The sequence below is a fragment of the Erwinia phyllosphaerae genome (assembly GCF_019132875.1).
GTDB lineage: Bacteria > Pseudomonadota > Gammaproteobacteria > Enterobacterales > Enterobacteriaceae > Erwinia > Erwinia phyllosphaerae.
Window position 1 is genome coordinate 90,211 of record NZ_JAHSPF010000011.1, and the last position, 23,444, is coordinate 113,654.

Genomic DNA, 23,444 nt, shown 5'->3' on the forward strand with positions numbered 1-23,444 from the left:
TAAGGCGTAGGTGAAACCGGCAGGCGCGACCGCACGGATTTAAAGCGTAATGACCCTGTCGGCTGAAGCAATAGTAGAAGGGCGGTGGGCAACGATAATGCGGGTAATTTTTAACGACGAAATCGCGTTATTAATTGCCGTTTCGTTATCGATATCCAGATGGCTGGTCGCTTCGTCCATAAACAGAATGCTGGGGCGACGGTAAAGCGCGCGGGCGATAAACAGGCGCTGTTTCTGGCCGCCGGAAATACCGCTGCCCAACTCGCCGATCAGCGTTTCATAGCCCATCGGCATGGCCATAATCTCATGATGAATGTTGCTGTAAACGGCACAGGCCATCACCATTTCCCTGTTGGCATCCGCTGCAAAACCACTGATATTATCGGCAATCGAGCCTGAAAACAGGCGATCGTCCTGCAGTACGCAGGCAATACCCTGCCGGTAATTGTTCAGCCCGATTTTGTGAATATCCAGGCTTCCCGCCAGCACCTGTCCCCTGGTCGGCGTCAGCAGACCGCTCATAACCTTAAGCAGCGTAGTTTTACCCGCCCCGGATGGGCCAACGATAGCCACGCTTTCGCCTGGCTGGACGGCGATATCAAGATCGACAAAGATCGGTTTAGACAAAGCATCATACTGGTAAGTAAGATTTTTTACTTCCAGCGCGATGCCGACGCCGGGCTGAAAAACGGTTTGCGCAGAGGTTTCTTCTTCCGCTTCGGTGAAGATAATGTCGGAGATCCTTTCGTTATGCAGGGAGAGCATCCGCAGGCTTAGCAGCAAATCTATCAGGCTGGAAGCGCGCTGCGAAAACTGGCCGCGATAGGAGTTAAACGCCATAAACATCCCAAGCGTCATATTATTATCAATAACCATCATGGCGCCCAGCCAGAGAATAGCCACCTGATCCAGCGTAGCGATAAGCGTATTGATACCGCCAAACATCATATTAAAACGCGTAATTTTAATGCCCGTATTGGTGGCATCAATATTCAGGTTCAGCCAGAAATTTGACCGTACATTGTTAATGCCCAGCGCTTTAACGGTAGAGATGCCATACAGCGTTTCCATAAAATGTGAGCTGGATTTAGCGCCTTTCACTATCTGCTCTTCAGAGAGCTGACGATAAATGCGGTAGGTAAACAGGCGCATCAGCGCATAGCACAGCGTAAAGCCCATCACGACCCATACCAGCCAGCCGCCGTACACCATCATCATGGCAAAAAGGCCGAGAGTCATAATGGTATCAATGATCCCGGAGACGATGCTGTTGGTAAAGGTTGTGCGTATCGCATCCAGAGAAGAGAAGCGGGACTGAATATCGCCCAGATGCCTTTTTTCAAAAAAGGATAAAGGCAATTTTATCAGGTGATCAAACAGCGTGGTTTTCCACTGGATATCCGTTAGCGTAGCCAGCGCAATGGAGGTCCAGGCCCTGACGACGCTGACAAAAGCTTTAAACAGGGTAAAGATAATGAGTCCGAGACAGATGACCGTCAGCAGATCGTGATCGTGTGCCTGAATCACATGGTCAGTAACCAGCTGAGTACCCACCGGTAATAATAAATTGATGGATTCAATGACCACCGAAAGGGCGAATATTTTCAGCAGCGCGCCCGGCAGGCCATCAATATTTTTCATCAGGTCGAGCAGGCGCAGGCGGGTTTTAACCGTTTCCTTATGGAACTCTTTATCCGGCCACAGTTCCAGCGCGACGCCGGTAAAGTGGTTAGACATATCCTTCATGCCCACCACGCGCCGCCCGAATGCGGGATCGTGTATAACAAATGAGTTATGGCGGACTTTCACCAGCACCACAAAATGGTTCATATCCCAGTGGAGAATGCAGGGCGTTTTAAGCTGCTTTATTTCATTCATGTCCAGCGAAAGCGCACGGGTCTTTAACTGCATCTGACTGGCGATATTGACTACCAGATTTAAGGTTGCCCCTTTAGTTGATACGCCAAACTTGTTGCGAAGATTAAATAAGTCAACGTTTAAACCATAATAAGCTGAAACCATGGCCAGGCAGGCCAGCCCGCATTCTGAGGATTCAGATTGTAATATCTTTGGCACCTTGCGATATAATGAAAAATTAATTTTATTGTTTATTTTATCAAACAGCTCTTTAGTTTTCATCGACGTACCCACTTACGCTATTTTTGATTTTATTTATGGGTGCTACGGCCCATTGATACAGCGGCTTTTTCTCCAGGAAGACGATTGCTTTCGCCTGAAGTCCACTGGAGATTTGCAGCTTCTTCCCTTTATCACTAAATTCGGTGGCGCTGATAGAAACCAGCGCTTTGTAGTAGGAGCCTTTGGCGAGCTGTGTTCCGCTGCTGTAGCTGGTTATCTCTTGTGGCGTCGCGGGAATCAGTGAAATGGAATCAATCTTTCCGGGAAATTGCCCAAATTTATCTGAGGGGAAAGCGTTATAGCGGATATTGATACCGTCGCCTTTTTTGACGTAGGGCACGCTATTGTCAGGCAGCCAGAGCTGCAAATAATAGCGTACGTTCTCCGTAGGTTTTATCTGCGCCAGGCTGGCGCTGGCTTCCACCATCTGGCCCGGCGTGACGCTAAGCGACTCAACAATGCCGTCCGTCCTTGAGCTGATAATGATGCTGCTGCTGGCTTTATATTCGGCAAGCTGGCGCTCCAGATCGTTTACCTGTGATTCACTTTGCGTGATTTGATTATCAAAGTCGGCGGCGCGCGTAAGCTTATCGCTGCGCAGCTGCGAAAGCTGAACGCTTTCCTGAATGCTTTGATTATTCAGTCCCTGCCAGGCGCTTTGTTGAGAAAGCGCCTGCGCGCGCTGATAGTTAAGCTGATCCTGGGTGATTAAGCCTTTCTTAAGATGCTGTTCATAGTCGTTCAGGCTTTGATTCATTTTCCGCACGCCTTCACGCACGCTGGTGACCAGTTTCTGCGTTTCTTTATGGGCAGCGGCATACTCATCGATTTGCGCCTGAAGGTTCTGCAAGGTGGAGGCTTTATTGGCTTTTAAGCGGGTGATGACCTGCTGTAGATTTTCTATCTGCGCCTGCACGGCGCCAATAGCGGCATTGCTTACGTTGCCTGAAGAGGTGGTTCTGGAGACATCCAGTTCATATAACGCTTCGCCTTTTTTAACTTTGTCGCCAACCTGCACGAAACGGTTAATAATATAACCCTGTTGCGGCGAGTAAATATTAACAGAGTGGGGAAGCGTAATAATTTCCCCCTCAACGTCGATCCTTCTGCTGTAGTCAAAGAAAATCATCGCCAGAGCAAGGGTTATGACAAAAAGAAAACAGAGGCCGGTAATCACCACCGCCGGAATTTTTGACAATAAGAGTGCTTTGCCAACCCATTTCTGACGCTGATAATCTATTGCATCCGTGCGGAAAATACTCTTTTTATTGTTTTCCATAACGTATCCATAAAAAAAGAGCCACCGAAGTGGCTCTTTTCAAGCGTTTATTATCCGATAGTGCCGTTAATCATGCCTTCTATAGCCGTGTTTGCTGCCTTATTGATGGTCTCCCAGCCAACCACGGCACCATAAAGACCAAAACAGATAGAACCAATGATACCGGCACCAATCATACCTATGCCCTGGCCCACTATGCCTAAACCGAAAATACCACCGCCGTCACCACCGTGCTTGCCACCAATCAGTGCGCCGGTTGCGCCACCCATCGTCGCGCCAACGGTGGCAGCACCAAATAGCTCTAAAGTATTACTGGCCAGGCTGCTCATAAATGATTGTACATCTGTAAAATCCCAGCTGTACGCCCCAGAAACTTCAGCCATTTCCATTACGGAAATTTCTTTCATGTTACTACTCCTTTTTATTTTATCCCCTCATTATTAAGGGTATTCCTTTAGCTGCTCTGATTAATCAGGCGGGAGGATTCTGATTTTTATTGCCCTTTTTTTCAAGTGAAGTATTACTACTTCACAATGGTGAAAGAATTATTTTCCTCTTAATCTTATTTTGCGGATATTAAAGTAATCTGTCAGTCCGGAGAGGACTTTCGGCAAAAGGGTTAGCATTAATTTTGCGTAATGGTAAACGTCATTGCCGCGTCTGCCGTACCGGGTTTAATCGTACCGGTTTGCTTATAACGTGCAGTTAAGGGTATTTCGATGCGCTGTTCGGCGTGAGCGTGTTTGGTTGTGGCCGTACCAAAGCGTATGGGCGTTCTGTTTTCATCCAGCACTTCTACCGCAATGCCGGTTGCGGCACCGGTATCATTATTAATTGCCAGCATGCCGGTACCGGCTGTGCTACCAACGGCATCGAAAGTTACCTGTACGGGAGTGTCGTTAGCTTCACATTGCAGAATGACAGAAAAGTTACGCTCTGATGACGCGCTCGTACTGCCAATCCCGGTAAATTCATTACGGTTTGGGCTGCCTAAATTTATCGTTTGCAGTTGTGAATTCACATCAGCAAGACAGCTTTTTTGTACGACGGTGAGGCTATTTACCGTCAGGTTAGCAAAGACCTTCGAGTTAAGATAAAAATTAGCGTACAGCTTGCTGCCTACGGTGCCGGGTGTAATAGCCCCTGTTTTTACAAAGGTTAGCCTGACTTCATTCTGATTTGTCCACGGCGTTAAGAAGCTGGCCGACAGTGAAGTACTGTAGGGGAGGCCCATTCCGTTTTTATAGAGGTCGCCAATAATGACGCCCACGCCCGGAATTCCTGTTTCGTATGCGTCAGCAACCGTAGTACTGGCCGTTAAAACCGAAGACGAACGGTAGGGCGAAGAACCGGTACAGGCTATAGCCAGCGTCTTACCGGCAAAACTTTTACTGTAGCGATAGGCCAGTACTTCACCTACGGCTACACGAGGATCTATAGAGAGTTTTATGATGCCGGTAGTGCCTTTAATGTAAGCCCCCATAAGACATGAGCCGGCGTGAGTCAGCGTGGAAAAAGATAACAATAGCAACAGTAGTTTTATTTTGAGGCCGATCTTTAATAAATCCATTTTATAGCTCCAGCGGCTTTAGCATTATCGCAATATTTACTGACAGAGGCCGTTCAGCATGTGAATACCGGTTTTATTCTTTTCTTCTGGCAGTACATAGCTCACCCGGCACTGTTTATCCGCAGCCTTGCCCCACTGCACCAGCAGCGTGCCGGAAGATTTAAGGCCGTTCAGATAAACCTGGCCTTCATCACCAACGATACTTGCCTGCTTGCTTGCCGCCAGGTCGACTACGGTCGCGCCAAAGGGAACCGGCTGATGATGGTAGGTAAGAGTCATGATTACTCTGGCACCGGTCTGGGCTGAAAAATGCGCGGCGACAATAGCGCCTCTGGTTGGCACCACGCTTTGGCTTGTGAGATCCAGATCGACATTGTCAGGTAGCGTGGTGCTATCAAGCACCACATCGGAAAGACGATACGGGGGTAAATCCGGCACCAGCGTATAACCACGAAAATCTGTTTTCACGCCTGTTTGATTATTTACTCTGACGCCGGTGACATCTGGTGCAATGACTAACGCTGCCGTATTACGGAACGGCTGGCTCAGCGTGAGGCCATTTTTATGTAAGAGCACGCCGCCTTCTATACCGTAATTGATTCTCCTCGTTTGCTTGTTATAGCCATAGCCGCCGGCCAGTTCGCCATAGGTTCCACGATAAACAGCGTCAAGGTTGCCGCTGTTTCCCGCTTCCTGGCTGGTATAACCTTCCCGGACGCTCCAGTTCAGATTACTGTCTTCCAGCGCCACGCCGCTGATACCCAGGCTATGGCTGGTGTTACCCGGCTTGCCGCTGGCTATCATATAGTTTGCCCAGCTGCCGGACAGCCAGCGATCCAGGGGAACGGAAACGGTAAAAGAGAAGGTCTGGTTTTTTTCATAGCGGCGAGGGCTGGCGCGATTTAACGAATTGCGGTTAAAGCCCCAGGCAAAACTACAGGTAATACCGTTGTAGCTATTGTTGTAGCTGGTTGAAAAAGACTCCGTTCGGCGCTCGGTGCGCCAGTAGTCTTCTCTGAGCAAACTGAGGCTAAGTGAACCGGCCCGATCGCCCAGATTCTGGTTAAGCGTCAGCTCGGTTCTGTTTCTCGCCTGCTCGCGCGGGTAGCGACGGTAATCTGCGCGCCAGCTGGCCATTAGCTCAGGCAAAGAGTAATAGTCACGCGTTGAGTAACGATAACCGGCGATAGCGAAGTTGGTACCGGTCTGATAAAAGTTTTTGCTGTAGCGAACGCGCAGAGACTGGCCGCTGGCCTTACTTTTATCGGCAAGGCTTGATTGTGCATGGATGATATCGGCGGAAATAGCCCCGGCACGACCAAAGTTTTTACCCATGCCAAGCGCAAAAGAGCGGTAGTTGGCCGCCGTCTGCATTCCGCCAAACAGCGTCATATTCCACGGCAGGCCATAAATAGCCGTAGCCTGGGCGAAATGCTTTTTATCAACCGCGCTATTATAGGGGCGGTATCGTCCGGTAGTAACGCTGTATTTAAAATATCCTTCTCTTACCAGAACCGGCAGGAAAGCAAACGGCACGGTCAGATTTTGTTCACTTCCGTCCGTTTCCTTTATCGTCACGTAGAGATCGCCGCTGCCACCTGTTGCATACAGATCGGTTATGGCGAAAGCGCCCGGCGCAACGTAGCTTTGATAAATAATATAACCGTTCTGCCTGATGATAACCTGGGCGTTAGTTTTGGCTATGCCGCGTACTACTGGCGCATAACCGCGTAAGCTTTCCGGCTGCATCTCATCATCCGATACCAGTTGCCCCCCCAAAAAAGGTACGCTTTCAAAAATATCGGCCAGCGAATGGCTTTCGCCCAGGGTCAGCTGGGCCTTAAGGGGAACAATATTACGTTGCAGAAGCGTATATATCGATGCCCACCTTCCCTGTTCGGCAGCGCTGCTGCTACGATTCCAGGTCGTATAATTACGCAGTCGCCATGCGCCAACGTTTAAGCCCGGCTGTAAGCTCAGATACTGGCTATCCTGACTGACCAGACGACGACTGGTCGTAGAACTGTTAGCGCCAGAAAAACGGTAGTTTAGTAAGAATGCAGTGATGCCTTCGTCATAGCGATCAGGCGAAATATACCCGCGCGCGCTGGCATGCAGGGCAGCCTGTGGAATGCTTATCATCAGCCGCTGGGTGTTAAAAATGAACGAGGTTGTTGCCTGGGGGATAGCACTGATATTAACGCATCCCTGGCTATCCTCCTGCAAATCGGGAAAAGCGCCGGTGCGAACGTTCCATGATGTCAGTAACGGCAGAGTCAGGCAGGGAAGTATTTTGCTACTGCCGCCGTCGAGCCTGAAATTTATCGTGCGGGTTTCTATAAAACGATTATTTAGCCATACGTCAACAACGTAATCACCAGGTGCCTGTGACTGGCTATTTGCAAAGACAGAGAGATCGGTTTTATCAGCGTTATCCCCGCTGGAGTGCAAAAACTGCGGATTAAACATCTCATGCGCGAGCGCTTCACAGTTCAGAAAAAACGCAGAGAACAGAGGGATGGCGATAGGCCATAGCTTTCTGGGGTTGTTTCTTTCAGGAATTGAACTCATTTTCGCATTCCTTTGCGTGGGTGAAATGATAAAGATCGTTTTTAAGCGCGTTTATCCTTGAGGGGGCCTCTGTAGGTTTTATAGCGTTGCACGATGAACTTCACCGAATCCGCCATAGTCGTTAATAATTTTCCAGCTGATTTCTCCGCTATGAATTTTTTCTGCACCTGCGAACGAGGCAGAGGAGTAAGGCGCTACCAGGCCGCCATCCGCTAGTTTGCTATTGCCCGCTTTTATATATAAAAAGTTCATGTAATAACCGGTGGGATTGGTAACCTCAAGGCGGTCGCCGACTTTTTTCCAGCTCAGACGATGAGTAACGCTTTCCGGCATGTCATTTTTAAGCGGCGAGGGGCGATAAATAAGCTTTAAACGGGAGCGTACCGCTATCTGTAGCGTGTTGCTGTCTTCTCTGGAAGAGGACGGAATCGACTTTATATTCAGCCAGAACAGGCTTTCTCTGTCCTGTGGCAGTGCGCTGGCCGTCCTGATTATCCTTAATAAGTTTTTTTGATTGCCGTCAAGACGAAACAGTGGCGGGGTCACAATAAAAGCGTTATCGGCTTTTATCGGCTTGCCGTCACTGTCTTCCGTCCATGACTGAATCAGAAAAGGCACCGGGTCGGGATTTTCTATATTAATGGCGCTTTCTTTTTTATCGCCGTGGTAAATCAGGCGGCTGCTGCCAATAATTATTCCGGCATTAACGTTATTTGCCAATAAAAAGAGCAATGAGATAAGAGCAATACAGAGTTTTTGCATGATGTTTCTCAATAAATATCAACAACACCATCCGCTAAGGGATGGTGTTGCAATCTATCTTTTAATAATTCACGGTGAAGGTGGCAACAGCATTGGCAGGGCCTGCGGTGACGGTGGCCGCTTTCTGGATGTAGCGTGCGTAGAAGTCCAGCTTATTGGTCGTTGAGCCGGAGGTCAGGACATAGGGAGTAGACTCGGTGAAGAGAGGTCTTATGCCATTACTGTCGGAGAGCTGGATACCAATGCCGGTCGCGACGCCTTTCTCCTGGGTCAGCGCCAGCACGGTATTGTCACCTGCATAAGCGATACCATCGAATTTCACCTTAGCCGTAGTGACCGATTCCGGGCAGTTTTTCAGCAAAACGTTAAACTGCGTGGTGCTGGCAGTACCGCCTGCGGTAGAGCCCACGCCGCTAAAAGCCGTTTTATTGACGTTTCCCAGCGTTACATTCATTGTTGATGCCCCGGAGCCGTCCAGATCGACGGTACAGGCTGCATCTATAATACTGCCTTTAAAATTGATGACGCCATCGGCGGCGGCGGCAGATAAACCCATAGTCATTAAGGCTACGGTAGTCAGTGCGGTGCAAAGTTTTTTCATGAAGTTATTCCTTTTTAATTTTATCCTGGATGCTGTCTATCGGGCATGCAGGCTAAAATTTGTGGCTTTCCTTTACAGGCGGGTGCCCATCTTTCTGCAATCTGGATAATTACAGCGTCGGTAATCTAAACCTTACCTGTTTTATTAATCCAGATATGAAAGTATAAATTTTTACGCTTCATGAAGATCATAGGGTCTGTGATTTTTATATTCTGTCAATGCAGAGGGTGGGATGATGTGATTTTTTTCTATCCCAAAGATGGAGCAGGAGGCGTTTGCGGAAAATAGATAATGGGTGGTAAGGGTGATGATAAATGAAACGAGAACGGCAATAAATATAAGCAAACAGGGATGAGTATTTTTGACTTTGCTGGCTCTGTCGCTGCTTTGTTTGGTTAACAGGATTTTTTCAGGAGGAAAGTGGGCTAAATTCCGATCGGGATCGGTCAGCTCTAAAGCATCGATATTCCTGATCAGCTCATCCTCTTTCTCAACTTCTTTTACCTCGATTTTTCTGGTTATCGTTAGCCCCTTATGCGGTACGGTAACAATAAAATCTTCAGAGAGGCCTGCTTGTCTGAGCGCTTTTCTCAGTAAGGATATATTCTGGTAATAGGTGTTCTGGGCGACGACGATACCCTGTCGGCTCCAGACCTCTTCGATAAAATCTTTTCTGGAGATGATTTTTTGCGGGTTTTGTAGCAAAAGGAGTAAGCAGCGGCTTGCGGGAGCATTAATAAAAATGGTTTTACTGACGCTGTTATCCTTCACGACCATCAGCTTCTTTTTATAAGGTGTAAATAACACCTTATTGTCGATCATATAAAAACAGGCGTCGCATTTATCTCTGTTATACATTGTTCTTTCCATGATGAACTCTGATGCCATCCTGGCAGTCAGAAAGGTGGTTTTTATCCTTCTTTTCAGGAAAAATTATGAAAGGAGAGTTTATTATTCAGCTTCTTCCTAAAAGTTCAGTCCTGAAGATATATTTATATGATTTGTGTTATAAAGTCTATCTGTATGAAGCTAAATTTTTCAAAGGCTAATTTCTTATCGGTTTTCTGAATCATTACCAATAAAAATGCGGCAAAGATTACCCTGTTACTGGTGCAATAAAGCTGACGGTAAAATGCTCTCGCCGGTTAATTAAGGCTATTTCATAGCGAAGAACGCTGGCTGGTTGGGATGATTTCACGGATGGCCACGCCGATAATGGTGACCTCGCTTAAGGCTTTACCCTCAATGATTACCCCCTCATCCGTTATGATCTGCTCCGGATGGCGTCTGACGTACGCCCAGTTGCAGTCGCCCGCCACCTCAATCAATACCCGGCTACCGGCGACGGCAGGGCGATAGCGGTCAATAATACAGAAACTGCCGTTGCAGGCGCTAAGGTAGCAATCATCGTTGGTAGGAATAAGATCCTGAAGTTTGCTAAACAAAAACTTTATCTGGTGGGTAGAAGCCAGTTTCTGTTCTGCGGCGCTGGCAGCAACGCACGAGCGATACACCCGATTTTTTAATCCGCTCATGTCATTACTCCATTGCCTTGATGGTAAAGGTAACAACGCCAAATATTTCCAGCTGCTCTTCTTCGGCCAGAATAATCGGCGGCCATGCCTGATTCATTGCCAGCAGCCGCACATCCGGGCGCAGCTGTAATTTTTTTACCGTAAACTCGCCGTTAACGGCTGCCACCACGATATCACCATGATCGGCAGTGAGGCCGTTATCGACGACCAGCAAATCGCCGTCATCAATACCGGCGTCTTTCATAGAGTCACCGCTGACCCGAATGTAATAAGTGTGCTCTGGCCGCTGCACCAGCAGATCGTTTAAATCCAGACGCTGTTCGACATGATCGTGTGCGCCGCCGGGCGATCCGCAGGGCACTCGGTACAGAAATAGCGGTCGCTGCACCAGCGCGCGTACCTCAGCAGGGCGAAGGAGATTCATAGGGTTATCCTGAAAAGTGCTGTATATAAATACAGTATTACCTTTTCCGATAATCAATCAAGCTTGCCGACGCTTTTTTTCAGGATCGCTAAAAGGGAGGAAGGGGAGAAAACGGGCGGCCGGGCCTGCCAGCACGGGAAAGCGGGATGAAAAAAGGGAGTATTCTGAAAAACGACGGACCGCAAAATCAGCGTAGCGTTTTGCGGCTCGCGGGCTGGAAGGCGACTTTTAACGCAGCGGGTAAGGGGCCTGGTGGCCTGCAAGGCGACTTTTAACGCAGCGAGCAATGGGCTTAGTGGCCTGCGAGGCGACTTTTAACGCAGCGAGCAACGGGCTTAGTGGCCTGCAAGGCGACTTTTAACGCAGCGGGCAACAGGCATAAACGTCTCTGCCATCGCCTCGGCGCTGACGCAGGCGTAGCCCAGAATCAGACCGTGCCTTTTTGCTTCGCCTGCGTAATAGACTGAAAGCGGGCGAGTCCATACGCCTTGCTGCTCAAGCTCGGCGCTGAGGGCAATATCATCGACCGCCTGCGGCAGCGCTAAAATCAGGTGCAGGCCGGCATGGCTGTCCTGACCAATAAATTCAGCGCCCAGCTCATGGCAGATAACGTTGACCAGAGCCGCGCGCCGCTGGCTATAGAGCTGACGCATGCGGCGGATATGCGCCGCATAATGGCCTTCACGGATAAACTCGGCCAACGTTAACTGGGTAAGGCCGTAGCCGCCGCGATAAAGTTCAGAGTGGGCAATTTTAAGCCGCTCCGTCAGCGAAGGCGGCAGAACCATATAGCTGATGCGCAGCCCCGGATAAAGGGTTTTGCTGAATGTCCCCAGATAGATAACGCTTTCATCCGGCGACAACCCCTGTAAAGCCGGAATCGGGTTTTCGCCATAGCGAAACTCGCTGTCGTAGTCATCTTCAATGACCAGGCTACCCCATTTTTTCGCCCAATCGAGTAATGCCTTACGCCGGTTGAGGCTCATCACGGCTCCTGTCGGATACTGGTGAGAAGGCGTAATACAAATCAGGCGCGGCGGCGTGGCCTCTGGCGGTAGCGTCAGCCCTTCGTCATCCACCGGAACCGGGACAATCCGCAGGCCGTTGACTTCCAGCACGCTGCGATGCCCCCAGTAACCGGGCTCTTCTACCCAGACCCGATCGCCATGATCGCACAGCATTTTAGCCAGCAGATCCAGCGACTGATGCGTGCCGGAAGTGATGAGGATCTGCTCCGCACGGCATTTGACGGAACGCGAGACGCGCAAATATTCTGCCAGCGCAGTTTGTAGCGGCGCATAACCTCCGTGCTGCGAATAGCTCAGTATTTCCACCGGAAGCCGCACGTTAATACGTCGCGCAATTTTGCTCCACGTATGATGGGGAAAATGACGCACGTCCGGCACGCCAGGCATAAAAGCGCCCCACTGGCGCTGGCTGGCTCCGGCACGGCTCAGCAGCTGTTCGCCTCTTTGCGATAGCGTTATCTGCGCCGGGCAGGGGTGGTCATTGCAGGTCTCACTGGCGCCAGACATATCGCGTTCTGGCAGTACGTTATTAACAAAGGTGCCGCTGCCCGCCCGGGTTTTCAGATAACCTTCGGACTGAAGCTGTTCGTAAGCGGCCAGCACCGTATTACGCGACACGGCCAGCTCCGCAGCCAGGTCCCTGGACGCAGGCAGGCGGGTTCCCGGTGAGATCATTCCTTCCTGAATGGCTTGCTGTAGCGCATCGTACAGACGCTTGCCCAACGTGCCGGGCATGGCCTGCTCAATGCGGTATGCAACCAGATCGCCGACGAGTGTGCGCAAAGTGGCTCCTTAAAATAGTCAAAACTGGCTCTGGATAATAGCACCCTAAAGGCGCTAAAAATCAGGGTAATCACTATCTTCTATCCGTAACGAGGAGCCAAACATGAGCAACAGTGTCCAGCAGCGCCGTCTTGATGCCACGCCGCGCGGCGTCGGGGTAATGTGTGATTTTCTGGTCAAACAGGCCGAAAACGCGACGCTTACCGATAGCGAAGGGCGCGAGTATATCGACTTTGCTGCCGGTATTGCCGTGTTGAACACCGGGCATCGTCACCCTGCCGTGATTGATGCCGTCAGGCAGCAGCTGGAATGCTTTACCCATACTGCATTCCAGGTGATTCCTTATGAAAACTACATTTCGCTGGCCGAGCGGCTGAACGCGCTGGTGCCTGTCGAAGGTAAAGTGAAAACCACCTTTTTTACTACGGGGGCAGAAGCCGTAGAGAACGCCGTGAAAATAGCGCGTGCCGCGACGGGCCGTGCGGGCGTCATTACTTTTACCGGCGCGTTTCATGGCCGCACCATGATGACCATGGCGCTGACCGGCAAGGTAGCGCCTTATAAAACAGGGTTTGGGCCGTTTCCCGGCTCGGTGTTTCATGCCCGCTATCCTAATGCGCTGCATGGCATCAGCGTGGAAGATGCACTGAAAAGCCTGGACGATCTCTTCCACTGTGATATTGCGCCGCAGGAAGTTGCCGCCATCATCTTCGAACCCATCCAGGGCGAAGGCGGATTTAACGTTGCACCGCCGGAATTTGTTAGCGCGCTGCGCCGCCTGTGTGACCAACACGGCATTGTGCTGGTCGCCGATGAAATTCAGTCCGGCTTTGCGCGTACCGGCAAAATGTTCGCCAGCGAATACTATCCGGATGCGAAACCCGACCTGATTACTATGGCAAAAAGCCTTGGCGGCGGTTTTCCAATTTCCGGCGTGGCGGGTCGTGCCGATCTGATGGATGCGCCAGCGCCAGGCGGGCTGGGCGGCACCTATGCGGGCAATCCCGTGGCGATTGCGGCGGCGCATGCCGTGCTTGACGTCATTGCTGAAGAGCAGCTGTGCGCAAGAGCCAACAGGCTGGGCGCACAGCTGTGTGAAGCGCTGGAAAGCACCGGCAATCCGGCTGTCGCGCAGATTCGCGGACGTGGCTCAATGATCGCCGTTGAGTTTAACGACCCGGCCAGCGGCGCACCGAGCGGTGAGATTGCTCGCGCCATACAAAAACGCGCGATGGAAAAAGGTCTGATTCTGCTGACCTGTGGCGTGCATGGCAACGTGATCCGTTTTCTGTATCCGCTGACGATCCCGGATGCGCAGTTCAAAGAATCATTAACCATTCTGACGACGATCTTTAAAGCATAAAAAGATCGGCAAAGGAACAAACGATCCCCGAAGGAAACCTGCCTTCGGGGATTTTTTTATTTTCCGGGCAGCTCGGCATGTAATTTATCAAACTGCGGCGGCGGCTGACGGAAACGGCGAGTTAAATACGTTAAGTAGATCACGCCCAGAATGGCCCAGGTTAACCCCATCGTCAGGGAAGAGGCCTCCAGATTTACCCATAGGATAGCGACCGTTGCGGCACCTACCATCGGCAAGACCAGATAATGCAGCTTCTCTTTCCAGCTTTTATTACGGCCTTCGCGCCGATAGAAGTGGTTAAACACGGAGAGATTAACAAAGGTAAAGGCAACCAGAGCGCCAAAATTAATCAGCGCGGTGGCCGTAACCAGATCAAAGTAGAGGGCGGAAAGCGCTACAACCCCGACCATAATGACGTTTAGCGCTGGCGTTCGCCATCTGGGATGCACGTAGCCAAAAATCTTTTCCGGAAATACGTTATCCCGGCCCATCACATACAGCAGGCGGGAAACGCTGGCGTGTGAAGCCAGTCCGGAAGCCAGCGTGTTGATAAAAGTGGTGCAGAGAAATACCGACTGGAACAGCTTACCGCCTACGTAAAGCGCGATTTCAGGCAGCGCGGCGTCAGGATGCTTAAACCGGCTGACGTCCGGAAAAAACAACTGCATAAAGAAGGAAGCCGCAATAAATATTAGCCCGCCATAGAGCGCCGTCAGGAAAATGGCGCGCGGAATGGTTTTTGCCGCGTTAAACGTCTCTTCCGAAAGCGTGGTCACCGCATCAAAACCAAGAAACGAAAAGCAGACGATGGTTGCGCCGGTAATAATCGGCAGCAGGTGAGCATTTTGACTGACAAAAGGCTGCACGGACCAGACCGTTCCCAGCCCCTCTCCTTTATATAAGCCGTGAACCACCAGGAAAATAAATACCGTGATGATCGCGACCTGTACCAGCACAAACAGCGTGTTGAAATTTGCGACCAGGTTAACGCTTTTCAGATTGGCGGCGGTCATTATCGCCACAAATCCCACTACCCAAACCCAGGGGGGAACGGACGGAAACAGAACGGAGAGGTAAATCTTCGCCAGCAGAACGTTAATCATCGGCAGGAAAAGGTAATCCAGCAGCGATGACCAGCCGACCATAAAACCAACGTGCGGATTAATGGCTTTCTGCGCATAGGTGTAGGCGGAACCCGCCTGCGGAAACTGGCGTACCAGCTTGCCGTAGCTGATAGCGGTAAACAGCACGCCAGCCAGCGCCAGCAGATAAGAGGCCGGGACGTGGCCCTGGCTGATACCGGAAACGATACCGAAAGTATCGAAAACCGTCATTGGCGTCAGGTACGCCAGCCCCATCATCACGACTTGCCAAAGCTTAAGGGATTTTTTCAGCCCGGGTTTTTCCAGAGTGGTGGGCGTCATTGATAACCTCCTTGCCGATGCACGACGTTCGGCAACCCTTGCACCGCAGAAACGGCAACCGGAGACAGAAGAGCAGGCGGGTTCAGGCCGCCTTTTTTATACAGGGCAGGTAACATGCACATTTCCGGACCTCTTTATGATGTTGTTGTAAGGCGTCCGCTGCCGCATTGCTGGTCAGGCGTTTTTTAACATCCAGTCAATCTCCGTATCGGTAATCAGCCGTTCAAATTGAATCAGCTCATTGTTTTTGCAGGCGTGCCAGACGTGGCTAAACCGTTCGCCCAGCAGCTGGCAGAGCTTTTCGTGCTGGGCGAATTCCCACAGCGCGTCGCTCTGGCGGATCGGGAACGGCAAACCGTCCTGCTCCAGCCCGTTGCCTTCGACTTTGGGTGGCAGAGGCAGTTCGTTATCCAGGCCGTGCAAAATGCCGGCAAGGATAGTGGCCATCACCAGATACGGGTTGGCATCTGCGCCAGCAACGCGATATTCCACGCGATGGTTATCGCGATCGCCACAGGGGATGCGCAGCGCAACGGTGCGGTTATTGTGTCCCCAGGAGGCCTGCGTCGGCACATACATACCCGGCTGAAAGCGGCGGTAAGAGTTGATATTGGGCGCGAGCAGCGCAACGGAAGCCGGCATTAAATCGATCATCCCGGCGAGCGAGCGCTGCAGAATAGTGGAGTTGTCGCCTGCATGGTTAACCAGCACGTTTTCGCCTTGCTCGTTGAGCATGCTGATATGGATGTGCATGCCGCTTCCGGCATATTCTTCATAGGGTTTGGCCATGAAAGTCGCATGCATATCATGTTTCTCTGCCACCAGACGTACCAGGCGTTTGAGCGCCAGAGCGTGGTCGCAAGCCTGTAAAACATCGCTGGTATGATGCAGATTGACTTCAAACTGGCCCGGCGAGGCTTCTGCTACCGCGCCGTCGGCCGGGATTTTTTGCAAACGCGCCAGCTCATCGATATCGCTCAGCACGTCGGCAAAGTGATTCAGGTTATCTACCGAGTAGACCTGGCTCTGCATATTTCTGTCTGACGTACCGGGCGCGCAAGGCGGCTGTAGATAGCCTTCGGCGTCGCGCTGGCGGTCCAGTAAATAGAATTCCAGCTCGACGGCGACGACCGGATGCAGGCCGCGCTGGCGCAGCTGTTGCCACAAGCGATTGAGCACGTTGCGGGGTTCGACATCAAAGGGCGCGCCGTTTTCATCCTGCATTGTCAGCAGAAGCTGGCCAATCGCCTGGGGATCGCTGGCGGAAGGCGTCAGCGTGCCGGGAACAGGGATACAGGTACGATCCGGCTCGCCTAATTGCTGACCCAGCCCGGCTTCTTCCACCACGTTGCCAAGGATATCCATGGCAAAGACGGAAGCCGGAAAGTAGCAGCCCCTTTCCAGCTTACGTAGCGCGTTAATTGGGACCCGTTTGCCGCGGAAACACCCGTTGAGGTCAGTAAGCATAACGTCAACGTACTGGGTTTCCGGGTAGTGCTGAAGGTACTCTTCTACCTCCCGGGCGAACGCGCTACTTCGTCTCTCTTCAACCTGCTGCACAAAATTTTCAACTGTTACGATATTAGTTTCCATGATTCACCACTGCTGGCCTTTGGTTGGGTAACGGGATTGCCCCTGAGATGTTAAATATAATGCACATTAAAAGAATCTATACCGGAATAATTTGTTTTTCAAATGTTGCATTACAATTAAAAAAGGGTTATCAAAATAGCCAAGGATAAAAATATTGTACGATTCAGGCGCTTTTGGGCGCCTTTGTAAAAAATTTAGTCCGGAATGAAGGGGTAATCATGGTCGATATATTTTACAGGCCAGTAGTCGGTGTGGTGATGTGTAGTAACCCGGTAAAAGGCCAACAAAGTCATACCTTGCAAAATAAGTACCTGAATGCCGTGCTGGAGGCGGGTGGTGTGCCAATAGCCTTGCCGCACGCGCTTTCGCAGCCGGAATTACTGGCAAGCGTGCTGCCCTTGTTAGACGGCATACTGCTGCCGGGCAGCCCCAGCAATATGCAGCCGCACCACTATGGTGAAAACGGCGATGAGCCTGATGCCGATCCCGGGCGAGATCTTCTGAGCATTGCGTTGATTACGCAGGCGCTCGAAAGGCGCATCCCCCTTTTTGCCATTTGCCGCGGTTTGCAGGAGCTGGTGGTGGCGACGGGCGGCTCGCTCTATCGTCGCCTGTATGACCATCCGCAGTTTCTGGAACACCGTGAAGATCCCGATCTGCCGATTGAGCAGCAGTACGCGCCGTCGCACGAAATTAAAATTCAGCCGGGCGGTTTGATTGCGCAGTTAATCCCCGAAAGTAAAACGTTCTGGGTTAACTCGCTGCACGGACAAGGCGCAAAAACTCTGGGGCCGACGCTGCGCGTGGAAGCCTGTTCGCAGGATGGACTGGTAGAGGCGGTCAGCGTGCCGGGTCATCCCTATGCGCTGGGCGTACAGTGGCATCCCGAATGGAAAAGCAGTGAATATGCTTTATCGCGCATCCTGCTCGAAAGTTTTATTGCGGCATGTGAGAGTCATCATGCGGCTAAGCAACAGATCTGACCTTCATGAAAGGAAACTCGCCTATGAACAACGACGGCCTGGCCCCCGGCAAGCGTTTGGCTGCAATCCGCCAGCAGCGGGGTCTGTCACAGCGCCGGGTAGCTGAATTGTCTGGATTAACCCACAGCGCTATCAGCACTATTGAGCAGGATAAAGTCAGCCCTGCCATCAGTACGTTGCAAAAGCTTCTTAAGGTTTATGGTCTGTCGCTGTCGGAATTTTTTGCCGAGCCGGCTAACCCGGCCGAGCCGAAAGTCGTGATCAATCCGGAAGATCTGATTGAAATCGACAGCCAGGGCGTCTCCATGAAGCTGATCCACAACGGCGCGCCCGATCGTACCCTGGCTATGATGATCGAAACCTATCAGCCAGGTGCGACGACGGGAGAGCGAATTAAGCATCATGGGGAAGAGATAGGCACGTTACTGGAAGGCGAAGTGGTGCTGAAGTTTAACGGCCAGAACTATCATCTGGTCGCCAGACAGAGCTACGCCATAAATACCGGCATCCCACACAGCTTCAGCAACACGTCAGCCTCGGTTTGCCGCATTATCAGCGCCCATACGCCAACGACGTTCTGACGTTTTTCAGGCTTTGGAAAACGTCATTAAACTGACAACTATCGGGATTTACCTGGAGTCGTAACCATGACTGAACATACGCAAAGTTACTATGCCGCCAGTGCCAACCACTATCAACCCTATCCGGCGCTGGAAGGGGCACTCTCTTGTGACGTCTGTATTATCGGTGCTGGCTACACCGGCCTTTCTTCGGCGCTGCATCTGGCGGAAAACGGCTATAAGGTAGTGGTGCTGGAAGCGGCGCGGGTTGGCTTCGGTGCCAGCGGACGCAACGGCGGCCAGGTCGTTAACTCCTATAGCCGTGACGTAGACGTTATTGAAAAAAGCTATGGCAGAGATGCGGCACGCATGCTGGGCAGCATGATGTTTGAGGGCGGCGACATTATTCGCGAGCGTATTAAGCGCTATGGCATTGAGTGCGATTATCGTCCCGGCGGGCTGTTTGTGGCGCTGAATACCAGGCAGCTTGCGACACTGGAAGAGCAAAAGCAAAACTGGGAGCGTTATGGTAATGACCAGCTGGAGCTGCTGGATGCGGAGCAAATTCGCCAGCAGGTAGACAGCGAACGCTACGTTGGCGCGCTGCTGGATAAACGCGGCGGCCATCTTCATCCGCTGAATCTGGCAATTGGCGAAGCAAAAGCAATAGAGCTGAACGGCGGTCAAATCTTCGAGCAATCTGCGGTAGTGCACATTCAGCACGGCAGTCCGGCTATCGTCAAAACAGAGAAGGGGGAGGTAACGGCACGCTATGTGATAGTGGCGGGCAATGCCTACCTCGGCAACAAGCTGGAACCGGCGTTATCAAAGCGCAGCATGCCGTGCGGCACGCAGATTTTGACCACGGAACCGCTTAGTGCGGAGCTGGCGGCTTCTCTTATTCCTTCCGACTATTGCGTAGAAGACTGTAACTATCTGTTGGACTATTTCCGGCTGACCGCAGACCATCGTTTGCTGTACGGTGGTGGCGTGGTTTACGGCGCGCGCGATCCGGATGATATCGACCGGCTGATTATGCCGAAGCTGCTGAAAACCTTCCCGCAGCTGGCCGGGATAAAAATCGACTACCGCTGGACGGGCAATTTCCTGCTGACGCTGTCGCGGATGCCGCAGTTTGGTCGTCTGGAAAATAACATCTATTACATGCAGGGCGACAGCGGTCACGGCGTGACCTGTACCCATCTGGCGGGAAGATTAATTTCCGAAGTGCTGCGCGGCGATGCCGAGCGTTTTGATGCCTTTGCTAAACTGCCGCACTATCCCTTCCCTGGCGGACGTAATATGCGTATTCCGCTTACGGCAATGGGCGCGGCGTATTACAGCATTCGCGATCGGTTGGGCGTTTAGGCGGGAACAAGCGTCCCTTGCGGGACGCTGTTACTTTACTGGCGCACCAAACGTCCAGTTACCGGCGCATCTTCAAAATCGCTACGGAACGGGTTGATATCCAGGCCGCCCCTGCGCGTATAGCGGCCAAAGACGCTAAGCTTCTCCGGCTGGCAGTACTGCTTAATATCGCTGAAGATACGTTCAATACACTGCTCATGAAACTCATTGTGCATTCTGAAAGAGATCAGATAGCGCAGCAGTTTTTCCCGGCTAATTTTTTTCCCTTCATAGGTAATAATAACGCTTCCCCAGTCCGGCTGATTGGTTACCAGACAGTTTGATTTTAACAGGTTGGATGACAGCGTTTCCGTCACGGTTTCACCAACGGCGGCCCCTTGCAGATGTGCTGGATTAAAATCGTAATCAGCCACTTCGATATCGATATGATCGATACATTCGCCAGGCAACGTAGATGCAAAAGCCGGATAGTCATCCAGGTCGGGATAGATTTTTACCTTCACTTCACCCACAGCGGCGAGCGACAGATCTTTTTGCAGCGTTTGTGCTACTAAACCCGGTGAGGCAAACTTCGTCTGATTAAAGCTGTTGAGATAGAGCTTAAAAGATTTCGACTCAATTAAATTGTGGCTGGTGGCCGGAATAAAAAACTCGGCGACGGCCACGACTGGCTTGCCCTTTGCGTTCAGCCAGGAAAGCTCAAATCCCGTCCACAAATCAAATCCGGCAAACGGCAGCGTTGCTGCACGAAGATTGATTTCGTCACGGCCGCGCGAGCGCGGCAGGCCTTCCAGTAGCTCCGGAGCATAATGCTGGACGTAACCCGTGTTTTTGCCCAGCAGCGTAATTTCTTCTGTTTTCATGCCAGTTCCTCTGTGCGATTAACCTGGGTTTCTTTATTGATATATCTTCTGAACAGCTCGCGCGTGGCATAAATAGGACCGACGCCAACCAGCGCATAGCCCAGCTTGATAATAAACTGCGAGATAATCATTGTTTTGATCGTATTCATGTCAAGAACTTTATAAAACGCCAGCGTACAAAATATCGCGCTATCGATAGCTGAAGCAATAATATTGCTGGTCAGTACGCGGATAAAAAGGTAGCGAGAGTTGGTCAGCTTCTTTATTTTACAGAGGATCAGCGAATTGACATTCTCAGAAATGAGATAGGCAACAGAAGAAGCGAACAGCACGGCGATAATATTATTAACGAAAGTGGTATAGGAGATATTCAGCTCCCACTCCGCCAGTCCAGGTAACAGGCTGGTCAGCCACAGTCCCATGACAAAAAGCATATTAGAGAAAAAAGAGATAAAAATAGTGCGTCTCGCCATTTTCAGGCCGTAAAACTCATTGACGATATCCACCAGGATAAACGACAGCGGATAGAAAAAGATGGCTGGCGGTACTACAAAGTTAACGACCGGAATGTGCACCGGCTTGACGCCGCTCACGGTACTGACGATGTAGATGACGGTAAGCGCAACGGTAATAATCAGATACGCGTACCAGGAGCGCTCGTGCCTGTCGCCAAGGTCGTAAGAGGTTTTTGTATCACTACTGCCATAAAGCCGACGATAAAGAGATTTTAACTCATGCCTGTTAAAGTCATCGGTTATTTCACTGCTCTCAAGTTCCTGTAATCCTATGCTGATATGTTTTCCGGTTGCCAGCACCATGACATTCGCCGTGATAACATCGGAACGATTAAATCCCAGCAGCTTATACTTTTTGTTTTGTCCCATTTTAATTATGCCCTTAAGCTTTATTTATCTTATTCTTTCTTCTATAACGGCGCCCAGTAATATACTATCCTGTTCAGCGTCAAAAGTGGCTGGATCGCCATGTGATGTTAAAAAAATCTCTTTTTGCGGTGAGTAAACCAGAGCAAGCTGTTTTTTTGAAGGGAGCGCGTTGCGTTTAATAATTAAGATATCTTCTGGAAAGAACATATTATTAATATTGTTCTCAACCTGCAAAGCCACGGTATTGGACGTGTCACCAAAATACCAGGTGACGGGGTATTGTGTGACAAGTTGTCCAATCCTGCTTTCCGAGCTGGCTAAAAATGCGGATTGTGGAATAACCGGGATAGCGGCAGGATTTTTATCGCCGTCAGGGGATAAGGTTCTTTCAACGGTTTCGATATGCGCTAAATCATAATTTTCAATAACTTCGCAGCTAACGCCAAAAAAATCCGCAATGCGGGTTATGGTGGAGCGCTGCACGTTATTTACTTTGCCTTCCAGAATTTTATACAGCGTTGCGCGGGTAACGCCAGTACGATGAGAAAAAGAGACTTTCGTCTCGCCCCGGCTTTTTATAATATAATCAATGTTGTTGATTATATTGTCTTTTCTTCTTGATGCCGAAATCTTCATAGCAAAATAGCCCGGACGCCGTTTTGGGTGGCATGGTATAAGAATTCTTAATGTAACTCAACGGTATTATTTATATAAACAGATAGATTTAAGAATATCCCTTGTTTTCTGCACAGGGGGTTTTCCTTTAATTATGATTAAAATCAGTAGCTTGATAAGATGCTCAGAAGTCAGTATCCATTTTTATCATCATTTTGTCTCTTTTTTTGTTGACCTGATAAGCAAGATAATATTAAGTTAATTGCACAAAAAGAGAATATTGCAGGACTATTTTTGATGGCTGGCATCGGGGAATTAACCAGAAGCTAAACCCGCTACAATAGCGGGTAATAGCTATGCGTTACACAATAAGAAAAGCTTGTATTCGCGCTGCCTGGCCTGAGCATCCGGGCGATAGTGAAAAGATAAAAAAGAGGGAGCACAAAAGCGGATCGTTTTGCAAAACAGACATCAGGGCTGGTTTTGCTGCTTTAAATAAAGCGCCAGAATAGCCTCTGCGAAACGCTCATCGACGGTATAAAAATAGCCTTCCGGAACGTTCAGTATTCTGGCAAAGGCGCACATCATTTCAAACGTGGGGCGATGTACACCACCTTCATATTGAGAAACGCGCGAGCGCGCCGTTTCTTCCTCAATACCAGCCAGAACCCCCAGTTTTTCCTGAGTCAGACCAGCACGTGTTCGGGCCGCTTTAAGACGAGCTGGAATCATCAGTAACACCATCAACGATCGTACATTGACTTACTGTTTAGCATTACTTAACATGGTAGTTGTTTAGAGATCCTTAACATGAATTTTTCAGCTGAAGCATAAGAGGATGATGGAGAACATTGACAAGGACTGGCACCCGGCGGACATCATTGCGGGGCTAAGAAAGAAGGGAACTTCACTTTCCGCTGTCTCTCGCGAGGCAGGGCTGGCGTCGTCTACGTTGGCGAACGCGTTAAATCGCCGCTGGCCGAAAGGCGAAAGATTAATTGCCGAAGCGTTAGGCGTGCAGCCAGAACAAATCTGGCCTTCGCGATATCGGCCCGAGGAATAGCCTTAGCGGTTGCCTTCACTTAACAGAGAGCCGGAA

22 protein-coding genes are annotated in these 23,444 nt (G+C 50.5%); 5 read left to right on the top strand and 17 right to left on the bottom strand.

Annotated elements, in window-relative coordinates:
- Positions 1-39: 39 nt before the first annotated feature.
- The 11 genes from KUE00_RS17885 to pdxR all read right to left on the bottom strand — a co-directional run bounded on the left by KUE00_RS17885 (position 40) and on the right by pdxR (position 12,692).
- The gene (locus KUE00_RS17885; protein WP_246761348.1) at positions 40-2,139 is read right to left on the bottom strand and encodes a peptidase domain-containing ABC transporter; all 2,100 of its coding nucleotides are present in this window, start codon (positions 2,137-2,139) and stop codon (positions 40-42) included.
- Positions 2,129-3,418 carry an HlyD family secretion protein gene (locus KUE00_RS17890; RefSeq protein WP_246761349.1) on the bottom strand — a complete coding sequence of 430 codons (1,290 nt, stop codon included), beginning with the start codon at positions 3,416-3,418 and terminating at the stop codon, positions 2,129-2,131. Before KUE00_RS17890 ends, KUE00_RS17885 begins: the two co-directional genes overlap by 11 nt.
- Positions 3,419-3,468: 50 nt before the next feature.
- The gene (locus tag KUE00_RS17895; protein WP_246761350.1) at positions 3,469-3,825 is read right to left on the bottom strand and encodes a hypothetical protein; all 357 of its coding nucleotides are present in this window, start codon (positions 3,823-3,825) and stop codon (positions 3,469-3,471) included.
- A 218-nt stretch (positions 3,826-4,043) separates the two neighbouring features.
- The gene (locus tag KUE00_RS17900; RefSeq protein ID WP_246761351.1) at positions 4,044-4,901 is read right to left on the bottom strand and encodes a fimbrial protein; all 858 of its coding nucleotides are present in this window, start codon (positions 4,899-4,901) and stop codon (positions 4,044-4,046) included.
- 123 nt (positions 4,902-5,024) lie between these two features.
- Positions 5,025-7,559, bottom strand: coding sequence for a fimbria/pilus outer membrane usher protein (locus KUE00_RS17905; RefSeq protein ID WP_246761352.1), 2,535 nt, complete (start codon positions 7,557-7,559; stop codon positions 5,025-5,027).
- Positions 7,560-7,637: 78 nt separating this feature from the next.
- Entirely contained in the window at positions 7,638-8,321 is a 684-nt protein-coding gene (locus KUE00_RS17910; RefSeq protein WP_246761353.1) for a fimbrial biogenesis chaperone, read from the bottom strand.
- Between the two features lie 61 nt (positions 8,322-8,382).
- A complete protein-coding gene (locus tag KUE00_RS17915) occupies positions 8,383-8,922 on the bottom strand; it encodes a fimbrial protein (protein WP_246761354.1) in 540 nt (179 codons plus the stop codon).
- A 171-nt stretch (positions 8,923-9,093) separates the two neighbouring features.
- The gene (locus KUE00_RS17920; RefSeq protein WP_246761355.1) at positions 9,094-9,780 is read right to left on the bottom strand and encodes a winged helix-turn-helix domain-containing protein; all 687 of its coding nucleotides are present in this window, start codon (positions 9,778-9,780) and stop codon (positions 9,094-9,096) included.
- A gap of 302 nt (positions 9,781-10,082) precedes the next feature.
- Positions 10,083-10,457, bottom strand: coding sequence for a hypothetical protein (locus tag KUE00_RS17925; protein ID WP_246761356.1), 375 nt, complete (start codon positions 10,455-10,457; stop codon positions 10,083-10,085).
- A 4-nt stretch (positions 10,458-10,461) separates the two neighbouring features.
- Entirely contained in the window at positions 10,462-10,881 is a 420-nt protein-coding gene (gene umuD / locus KUE00_RS17930) for a translesion error-prone DNA polymerase V autoproteolytic subunit (protein ID WP_246761357.1), read from the bottom strand.
- A gap of 335 nt (positions 10,882-11,216) precedes the next feature.
- Positions 11,217-12,692, bottom strand: a complete 1,476-nt coding sequence (gene pdxR / locus KUE00_RS17935) for a MocR-like pyridoxine biosynthesis transcription factor PdxR (RefSeq protein WP_246761358.1) — start codon at positions 12,690-12,692, stop codon at positions 11,217-11,219.
- 103 nt (positions 12,693-12,795) lie between these two features.
- On the opposite strand from pdxR, the gene KUE00_RS17940 reads away from it, so the two are divergent.
- On the top strand, positions 12,796-14,055 hold the full coding sequence (locus KUE00_RS17940) for a 4-aminobutyrate--2-oxoglutarate transaminase (protein WP_246761359.1): 1,260 nt from the start codon (positions 12,796-12,798) through the stop codon (positions 14,053-14,055).
- A gap of 56 nt (positions 14,056-14,111) precedes the next feature.
- On the opposite strand, the gene KUE00_RS17945 is transcribed toward KUE00_RS17940, so the two are convergent.
- Positions 14,112-15,479, bottom strand: coding sequence for an APC family permease (locus tag KUE00_RS17945; protein WP_246761360.1), 1,368 nt, complete (start codon positions 15,477-15,479; stop codon positions 14,112-14,114).
- Between the two features lie 174 nt (positions 15,480-15,653).
- Complete coding sequence (locus KUE00_RS17950) at positions 15,654-17,072, bottom strand: glutamine synthetase family protein (protein WP_246761361.1); 1,419 nt, start codon at positions 17,070-17,072, stop codon at positions 15,654-15,656.
- A gap of 218 nt (positions 17,073-17,290) precedes the next feature.
- Between KUE00_RS17950 and puuD the strand changes: the two genes are divergently transcribed.
- The 3 genes from puuD to KUE00_RS17965 all read left to right on the top strand — a co-directional run bounded on the left by puuD (position 17,291) and on the right by KUE00_RS17965 (position 19,983).
- Positions 17,291-18,055 (top strand): gamma-glutamyl-gamma-aminobutyrate hydrolase, encoded by a 765-nt coding sequence (gene puuD / locus KUE00_RS17955; RefSeq protein ID WP_246761362.1) that lies wholly within the window; start codon positions 17,291-17,293, stop codon positions 18,053-18,055.
- 23 nt (positions 18,056-18,078) lie between these two features.
- Positions 18,079-18,636 (top strand): HTH-type transcriptional regulator PuuR, encoded by a 558-nt coding sequence (gene puuR / locus KUE00_RS17960; protein ID WP_246761363.1) that lies wholly within the window; start codon positions 18,079-18,081, stop codon positions 18,634-18,636.
- 66 nt (positions 18,637-18,702) lie between these two features.
- Entirely contained in the window at positions 18,703-19,983 is a 1,281-nt protein-coding gene (locus tag KUE00_RS17965) for an NAD(P)/FAD-dependent oxidoreductase (RefSeq protein WP_246761364.1), read from the top strand.
- A gap of 35 nt (positions 19,984-20,018) precedes the next feature.
- Here the strand turns inward: KUE00_RS17965 and queF are convergent, their stop codons facing one another.
- The 4 genes from queF to KUE00_RS17985 all read right to left on the bottom strand — a co-directional run bounded on the left by queF (position 20,019) and on the right by KUE00_RS17985 (position 23,077).
- Positions 20,019-20,846, bottom strand: coding sequence for an NADPH-dependent 7-cyano-7-deazaguanine reductase QueF (gene queF, locus KUE00_RS17970; RefSeq protein WP_246761365.1), 828 nt, complete (start codon positions 20,844-20,846; stop codon positions 20,019-20,021).
- Positions 20,843-21,730 carry a queuosine precursor transporter gene (locus KUE00_RS17975; protein WP_246761366.1) on the bottom strand — a complete coding sequence of 296 codons (888 nt, stop codon included), beginning with the start codon at positions 21,728-21,730 and terminating at the stop codon, positions 20,843-20,845. Before KUE00_RS17975 ends, queF begins: the two co-directional genes overlap by 4 nt.
- 24 nt (positions 21,731-21,754) lie before the next feature.
- Positions 21,755-22,366 (bottom strand): helix-turn-helix domain-containing protein, encoded by a 612-nt coding sequence (locus KUE00_RS17980; protein ID WP_246761367.1) that lies wholly within the window; start codon positions 22,364-22,366, stop codon positions 21,755-21,757.
- A gap of 450 nt (positions 22,367-22,816) precedes the next feature.
- On the bottom strand, positions 22,817-23,077 hold the full coding sequence (locus tag KUE00_RS17985; protein WP_246761368.1) for a helix-turn-helix domain-containing protein: 261 nt from the start codon (positions 23,075-23,077) through the stop codon (positions 22,817-22,819).
- 109 nt (positions 23,078-23,186) lie between these two features.
- Here KUE00_RS17985 and KUE00_RS17990 point away from each other — a divergent pair, with 109 nt between their 5' ends.
- Entirely contained in the window at positions 23,187-23,408 is a 222-nt protein-coding gene (locus KUE00_RS17990) for a helix-turn-helix domain-containing protein (protein ID WP_414149002.1), read from the top strand.
- The last annotated feature ends 36 nt before the right edge of the window (positions 23,409-23,444 follow it).